The organism is Saccharopolyspora soli (assembly GCF_022678645.1).
Classification (GTDB): Bacteria; Actinomycetota; Actinomycetes; order Mycobacteriales; family Pseudonocardiaceae; genus Saccharopolyspora; species Saccharopolyspora soli.
Genome location: NZ_JALBWV010000012.1, coordinates 158979 through 177232 on the forward strand (window position 1 = coordinate 158979; position 18254 = coordinate 177232).

At 69.1% G+C, this 18254-nt stretch carries 16 protein-coding genes; 9 read left to right on the top strand and 7 right to left on the bottom strand.

Annotation, left to right across the window (positions count from 1 at the left end):
• Positions 1 to 6: 6 nt before the first annotated feature.
• Entirely contained in the window at positions 7 to 3771 is a 3765-nt protein-coding gene (gene fxsT / locus MOQ72_RS11915; RefSeq protein ID WP_242183021.1) for an FxSxx-COOH system tetratricopeptide repeat protein, read from the bottom strand.
• A gap of 36 nt (positions 3772 to 3807) precedes the next feature.
• The gene (locus MOQ72_RS11920) at positions 3808 to 3978 is read right to left on the bottom strand and encodes an FxSxx-COOH-like cyclophane-containing RiPP peptide (RefSeq protein ID WP_242183023.1); all 171 of its coding nucleotides are present in this window, start codon (positions 3976 to 3978) and stop codon (positions 3808 to 3810) included.
• A gap of 249 nt (positions 3979 to 4227) precedes the next feature.
• On the opposite strand from MOQ72_RS11920, the gene MOQ72_RS11925 reads away from it, so the two are divergent.
• Together MOQ72_RS11925 and MOQ72_RS11930 are read left to right on the top strand one after the other, a co-directional pair.
• Positions 4228 to 5388: an FxsB family cyclophane-forming radical SAM/SPASM peptide maturase gene (locus MOQ72_RS11925; RefSeq protein ID WP_242183025.1), complete on the top strand. Its 1161-nt coding sequence runs from the start codon at positions 4228 to 4230 to the stop codon at positions 5386 to 5388.
• A complete protein-coding gene (locus MOQ72_RS11930) occupies positions 5388 to 6680 on the top strand; it encodes an HEXXH motif domain-containing protein (RefSeq protein WP_242183027.1) in 1293 nt (430 codons plus the stop codon). Before MOQ72_RS11925 ends, MOQ72_RS11930 begins: the two co-directional genes overlap by 1 nt.
• A gap of 151 nt (positions 6681 to 6831) precedes the next feature.
• Here MOQ72_RS11930 and MOQ72_RS11935 read toward each other — a convergent pair whose 3' ends face one another.
• The 3 genes from MOQ72_RS11935 to MOQ72_RS11945 are packed head-to-tail and all read right to left on the bottom strand — an operon-like array spanning position 6832 to position 9836.
• Positions 6832 to 8319, bottom strand: coding sequence for a tripartite tricarboxylate transporter permease (locus MOQ72_RS11935; protein WP_242183029.1), 1488 nt, complete (start codon positions 8317 to 8319; stop codon positions 6832 to 6834).
• Positions 8320 to 8814 (bottom strand): tripartite tricarboxylate transporter TctB family protein, encoded by a 495-nt coding sequence (locus MOQ72_RS11940; protein WP_242183031.1) that lies wholly within the window; start codon positions 8812 to 8814, stop codon positions 8320 to 8322.
• A 5-nt stretch (positions 8815 to 8819) separates the two neighbouring features.
• Positions 8820 to 9836 carry a Bug family tripartite tricarboxylate transporter substrate binding protein gene (locus MOQ72_RS11945; RefSeq protein WP_242183033.1) on the bottom strand — a complete coding sequence of 339 codons (1017 nt, stop codon included), beginning with the start codon at positions 9834 to 9836 and terminating at the stop codon, positions 8820 to 8822.
• A 183-nt stretch (positions 9837 to 10019) separates the two neighbouring features.
• Here MOQ72_RS11945 and MOQ72_RS11950 point away from each other — a divergent pair, with 183 nt between their 5' ends.
• From MOQ72_RS11950 to MOQ72_RS11970, 5 genes are all read left to right on the top strand, one after another.
• Entirely contained in the window at positions 10020 to 12440 is a 2421-nt protein-coding gene (locus MOQ72_RS11950) for a Tex family protein (protein ID WP_242183035.1), read from the top strand.
• A gap of 238 nt (positions 12441 to 12678) precedes the next feature.
• Positions 12679 to 12900 carry a hypothetical protein gene (locus MOQ72_RS11955; RefSeq protein ID WP_242183037.1) on the top strand — a complete coding sequence of 74 codons (222 nt, stop codon included), beginning with the start codon at positions 12679 to 12681 and terminating at the stop codon, positions 12898 to 12900.
• A gap of 58 nt (positions 12901 to 12958) precedes the next feature.
• Complete coding sequence (locus MOQ72_RS11960; RefSeq protein ID WP_242183039.1) at positions 12959 to 13441, top strand: RpiB/LacA/LacB family sugar-phosphate isomerase; 483 nt, start codon at positions 12959 to 12961, stop codon at positions 13439 to 13441.
• Positions 13442 to 13494: 53 nt separating this feature from the next.
• The gene (locus MOQ72_RS11965; RefSeq protein WP_242183041.1) at positions 13495 to 14973 is read left to right on the top strand and encodes an MFS transporter; all 1479 of its coding nucleotides are present in this window, start codon (positions 13495 to 13497) and stop codon (positions 14971 to 14973) included.
• Positions 14970 to 15869 (top strand): NAD(P)-dependent oxidoreductase, encoded by a 900-nt coding sequence (locus MOQ72_RS11970; RefSeq protein WP_242183043.1) that lies wholly within the window; start codon positions 14970 to 14972, stop codon positions 15867 to 15869. Before MOQ72_RS11965 ends, MOQ72_RS11970 begins: the two co-directional genes overlap by 4 nt.
• 246 nt (positions 15870 to 16115) lie before the next feature.
• Here the strand turns inward: MOQ72_RS11970 and MOQ72_RS11975 are convergent, their stop codons facing one another.
• Entirely contained in the window at positions 16116 to 16766 is a 651-nt protein-coding gene (locus tag MOQ72_RS11975) for a permease prefix domain 1-containing protein (protein ID WP_242183045.1), read from the bottom strand.
• Positions 16763 to 17092: a PadR family transcriptional regulator gene (locus MOQ72_RS11980; RefSeq protein WP_242183047.1), complete on the bottom strand. Its 330-nt coding sequence runs from the start codon at positions 17090 to 17092 to the stop codon at positions 16763 to 16765. Before MOQ72_RS11980 ends, MOQ72_RS11975 begins: the two co-directional genes overlap by 4 nt.
• A gap of 82 nt (positions 17093 to 17174) precedes the next feature.
• Here MOQ72_RS11980 and MOQ72_RS11985 point away from each other — a divergent pair, with 82 nt between their 5' ends.
• Both MOQ72_RS11985 and MOQ72_RS11990 read left to right on the top strand, forming a co-directional pair.
• On the top strand, positions 17175 to 17636 hold the full coding sequence (locus MOQ72_RS11985; protein ID WP_242183049.1) for a hypothetical protein: 462 nt from the start codon (positions 17175 to 17177) through the stop codon (positions 17634 to 17636).
• Positions 17633 to 17923, top strand: coding sequence for a DUF3817 domain-containing protein (locus MOQ72_RS11990; RefSeq protein ID WP_242183051.1), 291 nt, complete (start codon positions 17633 to 17635; stop codon positions 17921 to 17923). Before MOQ72_RS11985 ends, MOQ72_RS11990 begins: the two co-directional genes overlap by 4 nt.
• The last annotated feature ends 331 nt before the right edge of the window (positions 17924 to 18254 follow it).

An 18254-nucleotide genomic window follows, 5' to 3' on the forward strand; every position in this document is an offset into this window, starting at 1 on the left:
CCCTCATCAGGTCGTCGGAACATCGAGGGTCACTTCTTGCCACTGGTCCGCGTTGTTCGCCAGGTTCGCGGCGGCGACCAGGGTGTACGGGTGATCGCGGACCAGGAATTCCCGGCCGTTCTCGTATGCCTCGCGTTGCAGCTCCAGCGCCCGGTCGACCTCCCCGGCGTGCGCCAGGGCGCGGGCGTGGTTGATCGCCGCGGCCAGCGTCCACGGGTGTGCCTCGCCGAGCCTGCCGCGCAGCCCTTCCCAGCCTTCCCGGCCGGAGGTGAGCGATTGCTCGACGTCTCCCGCGCCTCGGCTGAACACGGCGTGGTCGACCTGGCACATCAGCGTGAAGGGGTGGTATGCGCCGAGCAGGCTCTGGTACTCCCGCAGGCAACCGTGTCCCAGGTCGGTGGCGGTCGCCGAGTCCCCGGTGCCGTGGTGATCGGCGGCGAAGCTCAGCTTGCAGGCGCGGGTGTTCGGGTGGTCCTCGCCGTAGATCTCCCGGTAGCGCTGCAAGGTTTCGGCGTCGCGGTCCCGCGCGGCCAACGCGTCGCCCGAGCGCCGCAGGGCGATCGCGCGATTGCGCTGGATGCGCAGTTCGTCGGGATGGTTGGGCGGACGGATCGCCAGGATGTGGTCCAGGGCTTCCTTGAGCACCGCCAGCGATTCGGCGTACCGGCCGAGTTCGCGGAGGTAGATCCCGACCGAACCCGCGGACCACCAGACGTCGGGGTGGTCCGGCCCGAACAGGGCCAGGCGGCGGTCCCGGTTCTCCTGCTGCAACGCCAGGGCGGCCGGGACGTTGCCGACGAGGAACAGCGAGTGCGCCAGGTTGTTGGCCGCCCGAAGGGTGTCCGGGTGGTCATCGCCGAGTTCGGCGCGGAATCCCCGCAGGGTCGTCTGGTCTTCGGCGACCGCCTCGTCGAACCGGGCCAGGCTGCGCAGGCCGTCGGCCAGGCCCCGAGCCGTCTTGAGCGTGCGGGGGTGCGTCGCGCCGAGCACCCGGCGCTGTTCGGCCAGCAGATCCTGGTCCAGTTCCAGCGCTTCGGTGCGCCGCCCCAAAGACCGGTGCAGGTTCGCCAGCAGGAACCGCAGGCGCATCCGCAGCCCGGTGGTGGTCAGGTCGCCGGTCTGGTCGGCGGTCCAGCGGACCAGGGCCTCGTTGCCCAACCGGATCGCGAACCGCCAGGCGTCCGGCCCGCCTTCGATCTGCAGGTAGCGCACCTGTTCCACGACCCACCGCCGCACCTCTGGCGCCGCGCTGTGCAGGGCACCCGAGACGACCAGGTGCTTCTGCAGTTCGGCGAACTCGCGGATCCGCTCGGGCGGCTCGCCTTCGGCGTCGGTCGGCGCGACGGCCGCCAAGCCGTGCAGCACATCCGCTTGTCGGGCCTGGCGTTGTTCGGACGTCATCAGGTGGCCGATCAGTTCCTTGACGACGCGGTGGATGCGCAGCGTCGGCGGCTGCCGCCAGTCGAGGTCGAACAACCCGAAGCGAGCGCCGCGCCACAGCACCCGGTCCAGTTCCAGGGTGTCCCAACCCAGCTTCTCGTCCATATCGGACAGTGCGGTCAACAGGCGCCCGGATCGCAGCAGCCGCAAGGCGACACCGTCCGGCGACAGGAACACGCACAGCTCGGCCGCGCGGACGGCCGCCTGACCGAGGCGATCCTCCTGCAACGTCTTGAGGACCACGTTCACCGTCTCGGCCAACCCTGGCGCGGCGGGCACGGCGTCGTTGACCGCTTCCCGGCGGAACCGCGCCTCGAATTCGTCCGCGGCCCACGCCGCGGATTCCGCTCGGGTGTTGCCGTGCTGGGTCAGCAGGGTGACTGCCTCCCGCAACCACGCTGCGGCCAGCCGCAGGGTCAGCGGCATCTGGTCGAGCAGCTCCGCGAGCCGCTCGGCGTCCATCATGGACAGATCTGGCGCGGCATTCTGCAGCAGTGCAACGCTGTCCTCGGCCCGAAGCCTGCCGATCTCACCGGTACCGTCCGCCGCTCGCGTCGTGACGATCACGTGCCCAGGCCCGCCGTCGGGCAGCAGCCCGTCCAACACCGAGGGATCGTCCGCGCCGTCGTACACCAGCAGCCACCGGGTCGCGGGCCGCGCGGCCGAGAGCACTTGCAGGGCATCGGCCGCGTTGTCCACCACGGCGGGCGAACGCATCCGCCCGGCCAGTTGGATCAGGCTGTTGCGCACCGATTCGCTGCTGTGCGCCGGAATCCACCAGACCCAGTCGTAGTCGAACGCGAAGCGGTGCGCGTACTCCTTGGCCAGTTCGCTCTTGCCGACCCCGGCCGCACCGCGCAGCACCCACGGGCGCGCGGCGTCGGCGGAGCCGAAGTGGTCGCGCATCGCTTCGATCTCGTCATCGCGGCCGACGAAATCCGGGCTGCGCGGCGCGAGATCGGATCGGTCGACGCTGCCGCCAGCTGAACCGGGGAACCGGACCGCACCCGATTGTCCCGGACCAGGCCGGTCGACCAGCGAGAAGCGCGCCAACAGTCGGGCCCGCAAGTCGGTCTCGTCGGATCGGTCGCCGCGGATGCGGGGCAAACCGGCCAGCGCACCGAGCACCGCGTCATCGGAAACCGGCAGCACCACCACGTCCCACCCAGCGGCTTGCCGGGCCCGGAACACCTGCCGTCCCAGCGGCGAACTGCTCAACCGGGCCGAAGCCAGCACCAGCACGCTCGCCTGCTCGGCGAGGTCCTGCGGCGCGACGTCGACGGGCAGCCGCTCGACCTGCGCCCCGGCGCGTTCGAGCTGGTCTCGGGCCCAATCCGCCCACGGCCGATCTGCCGGGGCATAAGCCAGGAAGATCTGTTCCGGGGTCTGGGCCGGGCCGAGCCCGACCACCCTGCGGTAGCTCTCCCGGATCCGGTCCGGGATCTCCGGTGGCGGGCCGAGCGGGTGCTGCGTGATCGCCGCCGCCAGCCGCCGGTACGCGACCAGCGGGCCGCGCTGCGCACCGGGCTCGTCGATGAGCGCGGCCAGCGTCTCCTCGTAGGCGTGGTGCGGCTGCCACGGGATCTCGACCAGGTCAGCCGACAGGTCGCGGCTGTCGTCGGCCGGATCGCCGAGCAGGGCGGCGAAAGCCTGCCGGATCGAGTTCTTGGCCCGTTGCGCCCGGATCTCATCACCGTCGTCGAACTGCAGCGGCACTCCGATGACCCGCACCCCGACCGGTGCCCGGTCCCAGACGCCCTGCGCGATCGCCACCGCCTGGTCGACCGAGCTGCGCCGGGGTGTGAAGCAGACCGCGACGACATCGCACAGCCGGGCCAGTCTGGTCAGGCCCTCGATGTCCATGTCGGTGGGGCCGTCGACTAGCACGTAGTCGTAGTCGGCGGCGCGGATCGCCTCGCGCAGCAGCGCGACCTCGCTGGTGCCGTCCTGCTGCGGCGCGAACCCCCGCACCGGGGTGCCCGGATCGGTCGACGCGGCGACGTCGATCCGCCCCGCGCCTTCGGGTAGTTCGTAGCGACGCGCGTCCAACAGGGGGAACGAGTTGGTTCGCTGGAAGGGGCGCACCGACAGCGCTCGGACCAGTCGAACGTCGAGCAGTTCGTCCGGCCGCATCGTCTCGGCGAGGAACGGCCGGAGGTAGTCGTGCACCCGAGGCGCCTCGGTGCCCCAGTCCGCCACCCCGACCCGCTGACCCGCACCGGCCAGCACCCACGCCAGGTTGGCGACCACGCCGGTGCGGCCGATGCCCACCGTCGGCGAGGTGAACGCCACGATCGTCGCGGGGCGACGCCCGTTGGATTCCCCGCTCATCGCACTCCGCCCTGCCTGCTCGCGAACATCGTCGGCTCAGATGTTGTTCTGGAACGACGCGTACTGGTCGAGGCCGTCCTGGTTCTCCTGGAATATCCGCCGCAACGATTTGACCAGGGCGGAGCTGGGCAGTTCGGCGAGCCGGTCGAAGTCGACACCGGTCAGATCGAGCAGATCCGACCGCAGCTCAGCCTCGCCATTGCTCATGCAGTTCCGCCTCCAGTTCCGCCCCTCCGCGATTCACAGTGGTGGTGCGTCCAGCACGAATCTCGCGTTTCGCGGTTTCTTGTGGCTGGGTTGCGTCACGGTCCCCTGGGGTGCGGTTGAGGAGGGCTGGGGTTGACTGGGGTTGGCACAGGGTTGCTCATGCGTCAAGCACCGCCGTTCGTCGTCGACCATGACGTTGCCCCCGATCGGCCCAAGGCGACCTTTCGATCCACCAATAAAATACCAAGAATGCGGCGGCCGACGGACCAGGTTGGGGGGTCTCGCGGGTTTCGCCAGTTCATCCTCAAAATCCACGGCCGCTGCGACCTGGCCTGCGATCACTGCTACGTCTACACCATGGCTGACCAGCGGTGGCAGCTCCGGCCGCGGATGATGTCAAGCAACACGATGGACCAAGTGGCAGCACGCATCGCCGAACACGTGCGGGCCCACCGGCCCGGTTCGGTCGAGGTGGTGTTGCACGGCGGCGAACCGCTGCTGGCCGGTCCACAACGGCTGGCCCACTGCGTGCGGGGATTGCGTGCCGCAGTCGGATCGGATGCCGAAGTGCAGGTGCGGATGCAGACCAACGGGTTGCGCCTTGACGCGGATCTCCTGCCGCTGCTGGACGAACTGCGGATCCAGGTCGGTGTCAGCCTGGACGGCGACCAGGCGGCCCACGATCGGCACCGCAAACGGCCCGACGGAACCGGCAGCTATTCGCTGGTCGCCAACGCTTTGCGCACCCTGGGGGAACACCGAGAGCTGTTCGGCGGTCTGCTGTGCACGATCGACCTGCGCAACGATCCGGTCCGGACCTACGAGAACCTGCTGGAATTCGCGCCCCCGGCCGTTGATTTCCTGTTGCCCAACGGGAACTGGTCGAGCCCGCCACCGGGACGCCAGCGGTCTGCCGAAACACCCTATGCGGACTGGCTGATCGCGGTGTTCGACCGGTGGTACCGAGCCGCCGAGCAGGAAACGCACGTCCGGCTGTTCGCGGAGATCCTGAACGTGCTCTTCGGCGGGATGTCCACAGTGGAAGGAATCGGGCTGAGCCCGACCGCGATGGTCGTGGTGGAGACCGACGGGGCGATCGAGGCGTCGGACATGCTCACCGGCGTGTACGAGGGTGCGGCAGAGACCGGGCTCAACGTCGCCCGCGACCCGTTCGACGCGGCTTTGCGGCACCCGGTGTTCCAGGCCGCCGAACCCGCGCGGGAGTGCCTGGAGTGCTCGCTGCACCGGGTCTGCGGCGGTGGTCTCCACGCGCACCGCTACCGGGCCGGGAGCCCTGGCGGCGGATTCGCCAATCCCTCGGTGTACTGCGCCGACCTGTTCCGGTTGATCTCGCACATCCGGGACAGCGTTGCGCGGGATCTCATTCCACTGCAAAGGAACTTCTCTTGATGACGCACCGGATTTCGCCCGACGTGTTCGCCGCACTGGCAGCGGGCGGCGGCGGAACCGAGGCGATCCGGCAACTCCGCGCGGCACGACGCAGCAAGAACATGCTGCTGCTCCGGGCTGTTCTCGATCTGGTCGTCGAAAAGGGCCACCCGTCAGCTGGTTTCACCCTGGCCACCTTTGAACTGCTCAGTCGGATGCAGAAGCAGGCGCCGGAGGCGGTGGCCGGTGTGCTGGGCTATCCGCTGTTCGGCGCGTGGGTCCTGCGCACTGCGGTCCTGCTCGACCAGGACGAGATCGGCGAAGCCGAGCCCGACGGGCTGGCTTCCTTCGCCGCCGCAGCGGCCGTGCGCGGCAGCATCGGTGCGGTCGTCGAACTCCCACCTGGCGATCAGGTGCGGCTCCCTTCGATCGGTGTCGCGCACTTTCCCAACCCGACTGGCGAACCGATCCGACTGGTCGACGGCGCGCTCTCCGACGGCCGGACCAACATCCCGATCCGGTCCGGAAGTCCACACTGGACACCTATCCCCCGGATCAGCGCCGAGCACCACGGGCTGCGGCTGGACCTGGCGGTGGACGATCTGGGCGCGCATCGGGTTCCCGATTCGATCACGATCGCCGACCGGTTGGCGGATCAGAACATCGCCGACGAGTGGCGGTATCGCATCGGCGAAGGCTGGCGGATCCTCGCGCAGCACCACCGCGAAGTCGCCGTCGAGGTGGCAGCGGCGGTCAACGTGCTCGCACCGCTGGCCGGTTCAGCGCCGGGGCAGCTCAGCGCCACCTTCAACGACTCCTTCGGCTGCGTGGCGATGTCGTTGCCCGCCGACGCCCGTTCCACCGCGCTGACGTTCGCCCACGAGGTGCAGCACGCGAAGCTCTCGGCCCTGATGGACCTCTTCCCGCTGATCAAGCCGGGCGATCCCGACTACTTCTACTCGCCGTGGCGCAAGGACCCGCGCCCCGCTTCCGGCCTGTTGCAAGGAATCTACGCCTACCTCGGCGTGACCGGCTTCTGGCGACGCCAATACCGTGCGGAAACCGACGAGGACCACCGCTGGCAAGCGGAAGTCGAGTTCGCCCGCTGGCGAACGGCGGGCCGCGACGCGGCCCACGACCTGGCCAACAGCACCCGCCTAACCCCAACCGGCCGCACCTTCCTCACCGGAACCCGCCAAGTCCTCGACGCCTGGCACACCGACCGAATTTCACCCGACGCGCAAGCAGAAGCCAACCGCCGAGCGACTGAACACCGCCGCCATTGGCTAACCCGATCATCACAAGCCCCATAACCACGAACCAAGCCCACTCGAACGCGCCCCAAGGGGTGACAGATACGGGGTGAGGGGCACCCTTCACCAAGTAAGTTGGTAAAGGGTGCCCCTCACTTCTCACCTGAATGGGGTCGTGAGTGCGTAGCCGGGCTGGCGGCCGGTTGAGCACTCACGAGCGGGTGCGGCGGAGCAGCGGAATCAGGACCGCTCCGAGGAGGGCTAGCACCGTGATCGTCCACAGGGTTATCGTGATCGGGCCGGAGACCAGGATCGAGAGGTCTCCTTCGGAGATCGTCAGGGCCCTTCGGAGCTGTTGCTCCGCGATTGGGCCTAGGATCAGGCCGACTACCGCTGGGGCTACTGGGATGTCGGCTTGGCGCATCAGGAGGCCGAGCAGGCCCAGTCCACATAGGACCAGCAGGTCGATAGTCGTGCCGCCCGCCGCGTAGGTGCCCAGCGTGGCGAACACCAGCACCCCGGCGTAGATGCCGTAGGCCGGGATCGTCAGCAGCTTCGCCCACATCCGCACCAGCGGCAGGTTGAGCACCAGCAGCATCACGTTCCCGATGTACAGGCTCGCGATCAGCGTCCACACCAGCGGCCCGGATTCCTCGAACAGCTCCGGCCCCGGTTGCAGGCCGTAGGACTGGAACGCGGTGAGGATCACCGCGGCCGTCGCCGAGGTCGGCAGACCGATGGTCAGCAGCGGCACCAGCACCCCGGCCGACGCCGCGTTGTTCGCCGCCTCCGGCCCCGCCACGCCCTCGATCGCGCCGCGCCCGAACTCCTCCCGGTGCTTGGACAGCCGCTTCTCCACGCTGTAGCTCAGGAAGGTCGGCACCTCAGCGCCACCAGCGGGCAGGCTCCCGATCGGGAAGCCCAGCGCGGTGCCGCGCAGCCACGCGGGCCACGACCGCCGCAAGTCCTTGCGGGACAGCACAACCCGCTCGCGCACCGGCTCCACCGTGCTGCCGCCGGTACCGGTGAGCAGGTGCCCGAACGCCTCGCTGAGCGCGAACAGCGCGATCACCACGATCACCACGTCGATGCCGTCCAGCAGCGAATCCACCCCGAATGACAGCCGCGGCTGCCCGGTCTGCGAATCGATGCCGACCAGCCCGATCGCCACCCCGACCAGCAGGCTCGCGATGCCCTTGAGCAAGTCGGGGCCGAGCAGCGCGCTGACCGTCACGAACGCCACGGCCATCAGCGCGACGTACTCCGGCGGTCCGAAGCTGGTGGCGAAGTCGGCGACCACCGGCGCCAGGAAGGTCAGCCCGATGGTGCCGATCGTCCCGGCCACGAAGCTGCCGATCGCGGCGGTCGCCAGCGCAGCGGCGGCCCGCCCGGCGCGGGCCATCTTGTTGCCCTCCAACGCCGAAACCATCGACGCGCTCTCGCCGGGCGTGTTCAGCAGGATCGACGTCGTCGACCCGCCGTACATGCCGCCGTAGTAGATACCGGCGAACAGGATCAGCGCGCTGGACGCCTCCAGCCGGAAGGTGATCGGCAGCAGCAGCGCCACGGTCAGCGCCGGACCGATGCCGGGCAGCACTCCGATCGCGGTGCCGATGGTCACCCCGACCAGCGCCCACAGCAGGTGCGACGGCGTCAGCGCGCTGGCGAATCCGTCGAGCAGCAGTCCCAACTGGTCCATCTAGAAACCCCAAGGTCCGCTGGGCAGGCTGAGCCCGATCAACCGGTCGAAGACGAGGAACACGGTCGCGGCCAACGCCCAGCCGTACGCGACCAGCTGCCAAGTGCGCGGCGCACCGAGCAGCAACGCCGTGCCCACGAACAGCCCGGCGGAGGTCACCACGTATCCGAGCAGCGGCAGCAGCACGGCGAACAGCACCAGCACCCCGACGAGGGCGAGGACCCGCAGCCCGGCCCGCGACTGCCAAGCCGTGCCGGTGGTGGCAGCGGCGAGCTTGATCCGGGCTTGCGCCAACAATCCGATCCCGACGATGCCGAGCAGCACCCCGACGATCATCGGCATCGCCGCTGGCCCCATGGCCGACGAACTGTCCGGCAGCCGCGCCGCGTCCACGATCACCAGCACCGCGCCGAGCAGCATCAGCGCGCCGAACGCCCCGGACGCGAGCACGGTGCGCCGATCCGGTGCGGGAACTTGCCCGCCGCTTTCGGTCATGGCCGTCACCCCAGTCCGATCTGGTCGAGCACCTTCGACACCCGGTCCTGCTCCACGCGGAGGAATTCCTCGAACTCCGGCCCGACGAGCGTCGCGTCACCCCAACCGCGCTCCGCGAGCGTCGCCCGCCACTGCGGTGTCCGCGTCATCTCCAGCAACAGCTGTTCCAGCACGTGTTCCTGTTCGGCGCTGATGCCCTTCGGCGCGACGACCCCGCGCCAGTTGTCCAACTCGACGTCGACTCCGGTCTCGCGCAGCGTCGGCACGTCCGGCAAGGTCGGCGCGCGCTGCGCGCTGGAGACCGCGAGCGCCCGGACTTGACCGGATTTGATCTGCGGCTCCAACTCGGAAACCCCGGAGATGGCGATGGTCGCGCGACCCGACAGCAGGGTGCTGAGCATCTCGCCGCCGCCGGAGTGCGCGACGTAGCTCATCTTCGCCGGATCCGCCCCTACCGCCTGCGCCAACAACCCGGCCAGGATCTGCTCCGCGCCGCCCGCCGAACCGCCCGCGATCGACACGCTCGGCAGGTCGGTCCGCATCGCGTTCACCAGGTCGGACATGCTCCGCAGCGGCGATTCGGCCGGGACCGCGACCACCTCGGCGTCGGTGGTGAGCCGGATCAGCGGCGTTGTGTCGGCCAGCGAGACCGGCGACTTGTTCGCCTTTACCGCGCCCACCATGATCAGCCCGGTGGCCATCAGCTGCGACGGATCGCCTTCGTAGCGGACGAACTGGCTGAGCCCGATGGTGCCGCCCGCGCCGGTGACGTTGTAGACCTCGGTGCGGCCGACGAGTTCTTGCAGGGACGCCTGCATCTCCCGCGCCGTCTGGTCCCAACCACCGCCGGGCGCCGCCGGAGCCATGATCCGCAACTGCCGGTCGCCGAGCAGCTGAGCAGCGGTGGAGCCGGAGTGCGCGGAATCGGCGGGCGCGGTGGCCACCACCGATGCCGTGACGAGCACCGCCACCGCCCACGGCACCCAGCGGATCAACCGGGCTGTCGAGCTTCGTCGCTCCATCCGCTGCCTCGCTCGAATCGAACGGACTGTCCACAAATGTATACAAGCCTTGCCCCGAATGGGACAAGGATCACTTCCCAACCCGCCGCGGTGGACGCCGGGTGACGGCCCGGTCCCGGAGCGCGAACGATCCGACACGCCGGACGCGAGTGCCGATGTGGCCCGCTGCCGGGTTCGGGCAGAATGCCGGTCGGATCTGGCGAAGATCGCAGAGAAGGCGGAATCAGCATAGTGACGACTGTTCATCAGAAGATCGCCGAGGAGCTCGGTGTCCGCGAGCGCCAGGTGCAGTCCGCGGTCGAACTGCTCGACGGCGGGGCGACCGTGCCGTTCATCGCCCGCTACCGGAAGGAAGCGACCGGCGCCCTCGACGACGCGCAGCTGCGCACGCTGGAAGAACGGCTGCGCTACCTGCGCGAGCTCGAAGAGCGGCGCGCCACGGTGCTGGATTCCATCCGCTCCCAAGGCAAACTCACCGACGAGCTGGCAGCGCAGATCAACGCGGCGGACTCCAAGGCTCGGCTGGAAGACATCTACCTGCCGTACAAGCCCAAGCGCCGCACCAAAGCGCAGATCGCCATCGAGGCGGGCCTGGAACCGCTGGCCGACCAACTGCTTTCGGACCCCAGCAACGACCCGCAGCAGACCGCGGCCGGTTTCGTCGACGCGGACAAGGGCGTCGCCGACGCCGCTGCCGCGCTGGAAGGCGCGCGCTCGATCCTGGTCGAGCGGTTCTCGGAGGACGCCGACCTGATCGGTGAGCTGCGCGAGCGGGTTTGGACGCGGGGCCGGATGGCCTCCCGGGTCCGCGAGGGGAAGCAGGAGGAAGGCGCGAAGTTCGCGGACTACTTCGAGTTCGGCGAATCGTTCACCGACCTGCCCTCGCACCGCATCCTGGCGCTGTTCCGCGGCGAGAACGAAGAAGTCCTGGAACTGTCCCTGGAACCCGACGACGGGACGCCGCAGGAGGGGCCGAGCGACTACGAACTGCGCATCGCGCAGCAGTTCGAGATCGCCGACCAGGGCCGACCGGCCGACCGCTGGCTGACCGACGTGGTCCGCTGGGCGTGGCGAACCCGCATCCTGACCCGGCTCAGCGTGGACCTGCGCCTGCGGCTGCGGCAGAGCGCCGAGGACGAAGCGGTGCGGGTGTTCGCGGCGAACCTGCGCGACCTGCTGCTGGCCGCGCCAGCCGGATCGCGCGCCACGATGGGCCTGGACCCCGGCTTCCGGACCGGTGTGAAGGTCGCGGTGGTCGACGGGACGGGCAAGGTCGTCGCGACCGACACGATCTACCCGCACCAGCCGCAACGCCAATGGGACCAAGCGCTGGCGACCCTCGCGAAGCTGGCGCAGGCGCACCAGGTCGATTTGATCGCCATCGGCAACGGCACGGCCTCCCGCGAGACCGACAAGCTCGCCGGTGAGCTGATCAGCAAGAACCCGGACCTGAAGCTCACCAAGATCTCGGTCTCCGAAGCGGGCGCGTCGGTCTACTCGGCATCGCCCTACGCGTCGCGGGAACTGCCGGAGTTGGACGTGTCGCTGCGCGGCGCGGTCTCCATCGCCCGCCGCCTGCAGGACCCGTTGGCGGAGCTGGTGAAGATCGACCCGAAGTCCATCGGTGTCGGCCAGTACCAGCACGACGTGTCGGAGACCAAGCTGTCGCGCTCGTTGGACGCGGTGGTCGAGGACTGCGTGAACGCGGTCGGCGTGGACGTCAACACGGCGTCGGCGCCGCTGCTGACGCGCGTCTCGGGCATCAGCGAAGGCTTGGCGGACAACATCGTCCACCACCGGGACACCAACGGCCCGTTCCGAACCCGCCAGGCGCTCAAGGACGTCGCCCGCCTCGGGCCGAAGGCGTTCGAGCAGTGCGCGGGCTTCCTGCGGATCCCGGACGGCGACGACCCGCTGGACTCCTCGGCGGTGCACCCCGAGGCATACCCGGTGGTGCACCGGATCCTGAGCAGCACCAGCAGCGAGATCACCGGGCTGATCGGCAATGCGCGGGTGTTGAAATCGTTGCGGCCGCAGGACTTCGTGGACGACAACTTCGGTCTCCCGACGGTCACCGACATCCTGGCGGAGCTGGACAAGCCGGGCCGCGACCCGCGCCCGGAGTTCAAGACGGCATCGTTCGCGGAGGGCGTCGAGAAGCTGGCGGACCTCAAGCCGGGCATGACGTTGGAAGGCGTGGTCACCAACGTGGCGGCCTTCGGCGCGTTCGTGGACGTGGGCGTGCACCAGGACGGCCTGGTGCACGTGTCGGCGATGTCGAAGAACTTCGTCAACGACCCGCACGACGTCGTGAAATCCGGCGACATCGTGCGCGTGAAGGTCCTCGACGTGGACATCCCGCGCAAGCGGATCTCGTTGACGTTGCGCCTGGACGACGAGCCGAGCGCCGGAGGCCGAGGCAGCCAGGACCGCGAGGCCGGAGGCCGCGGCGGTGGCCGGGGAGGCGGAGGCCGCGGCAGCGGCGGAGGCCGTAGCGGAGGCGGCCGAGGCGGTCAGGGCCGCGGAGGCCAGCGCGGGCAGCGGAGCGACGCGCCGTCAGGCGCGCTCGCGGACGCGCTGCGGCGCGCGGGGTTCGGGAAGTAGCGCGACGCCTGCGGGAGGGGTGGCGATTTCGCGCGAAATCGCCACCCCTCCCCCACATGGAGCGCCGGCTTCACGCGAAATCGGCAGGTCGCTCGGGGACGTACGGGCGCCGCTCAGGGGATGTTGGGTGCCGGGCCCAAGAACAGCTCGTCGTGGTCGATCGGACGGGACACGAACGTAGGTTGCGGCGTGGTCGCCGCGCTACGCGGAATGACGTCGGCCATGCAGAGAATCCACAATGGAATTCGGCCAGCCGGGAATCAACAAGCAGAATCGACTGTGCAAAGGATTGAAACCCGGCAACACCTCGGTATCGGAAGCCGCGAAAAGGGTATTGCTGTCCCGCATTCGGGTGCTTAAGCTGCGCCGGTCGATGCGCGGGCTGAACTCGCTGATTCCGGCGACCTGCGACGAGTTGCTGCCGTGGAACTCGTCGAGCTGGACAGCACTGCCGGATTAGGAGCGGGAAGGGCGCGATCGGCGGCAGCAGCCGTAGGACCGACCTCCGGGAGGACGCCATGAGGATCGCGCTCGGCAACGACCACGCCGGGCTCGGGCTGAAGGAGCACGTGTCCCGAACCCTGCGGGAGCTCGGTCACGACGTGATCGACCGGGGCCTCAACAGCGACGCCCCGGTGGACTTCCCGGACATCACGCGGGCCACCTGCGAGCTCGTCCGATCCGGACAGGCCGACCGCGCGGTGCTGGTCTGCGGAACCGGCGTGGGCGCGGTCATCGCGGCGAACAAGATCCCCGGCATCCGGTGCGGGCTGGGCCACGACGTGTACTCCGCGCACCAGGGCGTGGAGCACGACGACACCAACGCGATCGCGATGGGCGCCTGGCTGATCGGGCCCGCAATGGCCACCGAAGTGCTCACCGCGTTCCTCGGCGCCACCTTCGACAACGACGCCGACACCGCGCGTCGCGTCGCCAAGCTGCGGCAGATGGAACTGGACGCCGCCGCGGAGCTTTCTTCCGGTGAAGGCGCCGGAAGTTGACCCCTGCCCGGAAACCGCAACAAGCCCATCGGCCGCTCTAGGCGAGGACGCATATGTCTGCCCCAATTGTGCTGCGGCACCCGCAGGACGTAGTCAACCTGGTCAACTCCGGACGGATCAGCGGCGGCAAATCGCACCTGGTCGTCGTCATCGCACTGGCCGGAATCTTCATGGACGCCTACGACTTCACGTCGATCGCGTTCGGGCTCAGCTACGTGCAGGAGGACTTCGGCCTCTCCCCGTTGATGCTCGGACTCACCTCGGGCGTGATCCTCGTCGGGGCGCTGCTCGGCTCGCTGACCGGCGGCATCCTGATGGACCGGATCGGCCGGGAGAAGGTCTTCACCGCCGACCTGATCGTGCTGATCATCGCCACCATCCTGTGCGCCGTGGCGCCCAACGCCTGGTTCTTCTTCATCGCGCGCTTCATCATGGGACTTTCGGTCGGCATCGACTACCCCGTCGCGCTGAGCTTCGTCTCGGAATACTCGGCGCAGCGCAACAAAGGCCGCGCGCTGAACATGTACGCGCCCGTCTGGTACGTCGCGGTGGGATCGACGTTCGTCCTGCTGCTCGCGGGCTACTTCCTGTTCAACGCGTTCGCGTGGGACATCGGCGAACTGTGGCGGGTCATCGTGGCGTTCGGGGTCGTGCCCACGATCATCGTGCTGGTGCTGCGGCGCAAATACCTGACGGAGTCGCCGACCTGGTTGGCGATGAACGCCGACCTGCACCGGGCCGCCGCCGTGCTGCGCCGCGCCTACAAGATCGACGTCGTGGTGGCTGAGGACGCCGTCCTGCGGATGCCGCACGCCGACCGCAAACTCCCGGCCCGGCTGGCCTTCGGCAGGCTCTGGCAGGGCAAGTACCGGATGCGCACGATCCTGTCGCTCGCGGTGAATTTCTGCCAGGGCGGCCAGTACTACGCCGTGGGCTTCTCGATCGGCGTGGTCACCCAGCAGGTCCTCGGCGACACGGTGCTGACCGGCATCGTCGGCCCGCTGGTGTTCAACCTGATCTTCGGTGTCGGCGGCGGCGCGCTCGGTGTTCTCCTCGCGCCGAAGGTCGGCGTCCGCAGGCTCGCCCTGTTCGGGTTCTGCGGCACCTTCACCTCGCTGCTGGTGGTCAACTTCTTCGGCGAGGAACCGTTCAGCGGCGCGATCTGGATCGCCGCGCTGTTCCTCGGGATGTTCATCCTCTCCCACGCATCCGGCCCCGGCACGCAGGGCGTGGTACTGGCGACGATGTCGTACCCGACTTCGATTCGCGGTGCTGGTGTTGGTTTCGCGCAGATCGGCAACCGGGTCGGCGGAACTGCCGGTCTGGTGGTGTGGCCGGTGCTCACCGCCGCGTACGGTCTCGATGCCCTGCTGTGGCTGGCCGCCGTTCCATTCCTCGGTCTGCTCTGCCTGCTGCTGATCCGCTGGGATCCAACGCACGTGGACGTCGACGTGGACGACTACGTCGACAATCCGGCATTCACCGACACCACGACCACTGCGACGGCCTCCGACGAAGGAGCACGAGCATGACCGCCCCCGAAGGACAGAACACGACGGTCGCGTTCGTCGGTCTGGGGGTGATGGGCCTGCCGATGCTGGCCAACGTCGCCAGCGCGGGCTTCGACGTGCGCGCCTTCGACGTGGCCCCGCAGGCACGGGAAACGGCGCGAGAACATGGCCACACCGTGGTGGACGCGGCGGCCGACGCGCTCGCGCCCGCTGACGTGGTGATCACCATGCTGCCCGATACGCCGCACGTCGAGCAGGTGAGCCGAGAAGTGCTGGCGAACTGCCGACCGGGCACGCTGCTGATCGACATGAGCACGATCTCGCCGCTGACGACCGTCGAACTCGCCCGCACGCTCGCCGACGCCGGGATGGCGATGGTGGACGCGCCGGTCAGCGGCGGCGTGAAAGGTGCCGTCGCGGGCGCGCTTTCCATCATGGTCGGCGGTGCACCGGACGACGTCGAACGGGCGCGGCCGGTGCTGGCGTCGATGGGCACGCCGACCTGCATGGGCCCCTCCGGCGCGGGGCAAGCGACCAAGGCTTGCAACCAGGTCGCGGTGGCCATCAACATCCAGGCCGTGTGCGAGGCGTTGACCCTGGGCGTCAAGCTCGGCGTCGAACCCGAACTGCTCCGGAAGGCACTGCTGGGTGGCTCCGCCGCCTCCTGGGTGCTGGAAAATCTCGGCAGGCAGATGATCGACGGCGACGACCGCGCCGGATTCCGAATCTCGTTGCAGGTCAAGGACCTTCGCATCGCCACCGACGCCGCGGCCCGAACCGCGACCCCACTGCCCGGCGCGTTCGGCGTGCAGGACCTGTACCTGGAGGCCATCGCGCAAGGCGAGGAAGCCAACGGCAACCAGGCGCTTTCGCGGGTGTACGAACGGCTCGCCGCCGTGAACATCGCGCGCGATTGAGCCTCAGAGAGCTTGTCTTCGAACTCGTTTTGCGTGGCGGTGCCGGTGGCGGAACCTCAGAAGCCTTCTCGGTCCGGGATCCCCGACATCACGTATGCCAATACACCACGTCGAGGCTGTCCTCCCGAGATAGCTCGGGGTGCGGGGTGTCCCCGCATGGCACCGCTGAGAACCCGCGGCGGTGCTGGTTGCGAGGGTGGGCTAAGCGGCTTCGCCGCTTCAAAAAACAAGAACAAAAACAGACGCTCAGCTGTCTAGGCGGGCGCATTCGCGGCAGGCGCGGGCCGAGGCTGCCACCACGCCGTGCGACACGACGCTGAGCGCGCCAGCTAGCGCGATCAGGAACCAGTTCGCGGCCAGCGGCGATGCGATGGCGAGCGTGACGGTGGCCAGCGCCATCGCCACGCTGGCCGTCGTCCCGGACCAGGCGACCACGAACGGCAGGCGGTGCGGCATGTCCAGCCAGCGGGCCAGGACTCCGGTGGCGACCAGGGTCAGCGCAGCCAGCAGGGCGGCCGTGACCGCGACACCGGCCAGCAGCTGGGCCGGGGGCGGCAGTCCCCGGTCGTGGTCGGCGGTCCAGATCAGGCTCCAGCAGGCGAGCAGGAACGGCACGGTGATCAAGAGGGCTCGGGCGGTGTGCCTGGTCTGTGCGACGGTCAATTCCTGCTGGCAGCTCGGCACGAGTTCCTCGGCGGTGCCGAATTCGCGCACGGCTTGCTGGACAGCGCGTTGGTAGGGCATTCCTTCGTCGGTGTACGCCGCGACCGTGTCCGCGAGACCGTCGCGCATTTCCTGGACCATCCGAGCCTTGGCCCTGGCCGGGCCGTGCAGAGCGGCGGCCAGTGCCGCGGCGTAGTTCTCGATGGGATCGGCTTGCCGACTGCTCGCGGTCATGTGGCACCGTCGGGGTTCAGGACGCTCCCGATCGCCGTGGTGAACTCCTGCCACTCCGTCCGCTCGGTGGCCAGGCCGCGTCGTCCCGCTTCGGTGAGCTGGTAGCAGCGCCGTCGTCGTTCACCGATTGATTGCCAGCTGCTGCGCAGCAGCCCGAGCCGCTCCAGCCGGTTCAAGGCCGGGTAGATCGTGCCCGTGCGCAGCTCCAGTGCTCCCCTGCTGCGCTGTTGGACCGCGGCGATGATCGCGTAGCCGTGCAGCGGGCCGGGTTCGAGCACGGCCAGCAGCAGCCCGTCCAGGTGTCCCCGCACCGCATCTGTCCGCATAGGTGGACAGCCTACCCGTTGTGCTGTAGGTAGCGTATATATTGGCAGACGACATATTGGTACCGCCTGGGAGGGACCCGCAGTGACCAAGGTTTTGCTGTCCATCCACGTGCTCGCCGCGATCCTGGTGGTCGGACCGATCGCCGTGGCCGCCTCGCTGTTCCCCCGCTATGCGCGGCAGTCGACAACCGGTGGCGACGATCCGAGCGGGCGCGCGGCCGGGATCGCCGCACTGCTGCACCGGATCTGCCGCGGCTACGCCGTCATCGGCATCGCGGTTCCGGTCTTCGGCATCGCCACCGGGGCCCAACTCGGCGTCCTCACCGACGCCTGGCTGATCACGTCGGTCGCGCTGACCGCGATCGCCGCTGCGATCCTCGCGCTGGCCATCCTGCCCAACCAGCGACGCCTGCTGGCGTCGCCGCAGAACTCACCGCTCGCCCTGGCGACCCGACTGACCATGCTCACCGGCCTCTTCAACGTCCTGTGGGCGATCGTGGTCGTCCTCATGATCGTTCGCCCCGGCTCGACCACGGGAGCGTGACCGGCGTGCGCACCCTGCGGATCGCGGCCATCGCGGAGGCCGCCTCCCTCGCGGTCCTGCTGATCAACCTGCTCACGGCGCACGTCCGGACGATCACAACGCTCGTCGGCCCGCTGCACGGCATGGCATACCTGGTCACCATCGCGATGACCTTCGCAACGACCGCCGCGGCGAGCGCGCGGTGGTACGCGGTCATCCCAGGAATCGGCGGACTCCTCGTCCTGCGACGAATCCGAAGCCACTCCCGAACAAACGAACCCCTGGACCCCGACACCACCGGAGCATGACGCGTCACCCACGAAAGCCCCTGACCCAACAGGAAAAGACCGATGACACATGGACCGGCCAGTATCAAACACCGCCGATCCACCGCCAACACCCAGAATTCCGGACCGCGGAACAGAGAAGTGGGGTGAGGGGCACCCTTCACCAACTTACTTGGTAAAGGGTGCCCCTCACCCGTCACCCGAACGGCGTGGGGGGGGGGGGGGGGGGGGGGGGGGGGGGGGGGGGGGGGGCCCGCCCCGGGGGGGGGGGGGGGGGGGGGGGGGCGCCCCCCCCCACGGCGCTGCTGCGACTGCTGGACCTGGGAATGTGACGGACCGTCCGCGCGTCGAC

What these genes read in the sequence shown, in the direction of transcription:
- MOQ72_RS11960 (WP_242183039.1), top strand. Translation starts at nt 12,959, where the DNA reads ATGAGGATCGCGCTCGGCAACGACCACGCCGGGCTCGGGCTGAAGGAG.
- MOQ72_RS11920 (WP_242183023.1), bottom strand. Translation starts at nt 3,978, where the DNA reads ATGAGCAATGGCGAGGCTGAGCTGCGGTCGGATCTGCTCGATCTGACC.
- fxsT (WP_242183021.1), bottom strand. Translation starts at nt 3,771, where the DNA reads ATGAGCGGGGAATCCAACGGGCGTCGCCCCGCGACGATCGTGGCGTTC.
- MOQ72_RS11970 (WP_242183043.1), top strand. Translation starts at nt 14,970, where the DNA reads ATGACCGCCCCCGAAGGACAGAACACGACGGTCGCGTTCGTCGGTCTG.
- MOQ72_RS11955 (WP_242183037.1), top strand. Translation starts at nt 12,679, where the DNA reads ATGGAATTCGGCCAGCCGGGAATCAACAAGCAGAATCGACTGTGCAAA.
- MOQ72_RS11940 (WP_242183031.1), bottom strand. Translation starts at nt 8,814, where the DNA reads ATGACCGAAAGCGGCGGGCAAGTTCCCGCACCGGATCGGCGCACCGTG.
- MOQ72_RS11935 (WP_242183029.1), bottom strand. Translation starts at nt 8,319, where the DNA reads ATGGACCAGTTGGGACTGCTGCTCGACGGATTCGCCAGCGCGCTGACG.
- MOQ72_RS11965 (WP_242183041.1), top strand. Translation starts at nt 13,495, where the DNA reads ATGTCTGCCCCAATTGTGCTGCGGCACCCGCAGGACGTAGTCAACCTG.
- MOQ72_RS11950 (WP_242183035.1), top strand. Translation starts at nt 10,020, where the DNA reads ATGCCGGTCGGATCTGGCGAAGATCGCAGAGAAGGCGGAATCAGCATA.
- MOQ72_RS11930 (WP_242183027.1), top strand. Translation starts at nt 5,388, where the DNA reads ATGACGCACCGGATTTCGCCCGACGTGTTCGCCGCACTGGCAGCGGGC.
- MOQ72_RS11980 (WP_242183047.1), bottom strand. Translation starts at nt 17,092, where the DNA reads ATGCGGACAGATGCGGTGCGGGGACACCTGGACGGGCTGCTGCTGGCC.
- MOQ72_RS11945 (WP_242183033.1), bottom strand. Translation starts at nt 9,836, where the DNA reads ATGGAGCGACGAAGCTCGACAGCCCGGTTGATCCGCTGGGTGCCGTGG.
- MOQ72_RS11925 (WP_242183025.1), top strand. Translation starts at nt 4,228, where the DNA reads ATGCGGCGGCCGACGGACCAGGTTGGGGGGTCTCGCGGGTTTCGCCAG.
- MOQ72_RS11975 (WP_242183045.1), bottom strand. Translation starts at nt 16,766, where the DNA reads ATGACCGCGAGCAGTCGGCAAGCCGATCCCATCGAGAACTACGCCGCG.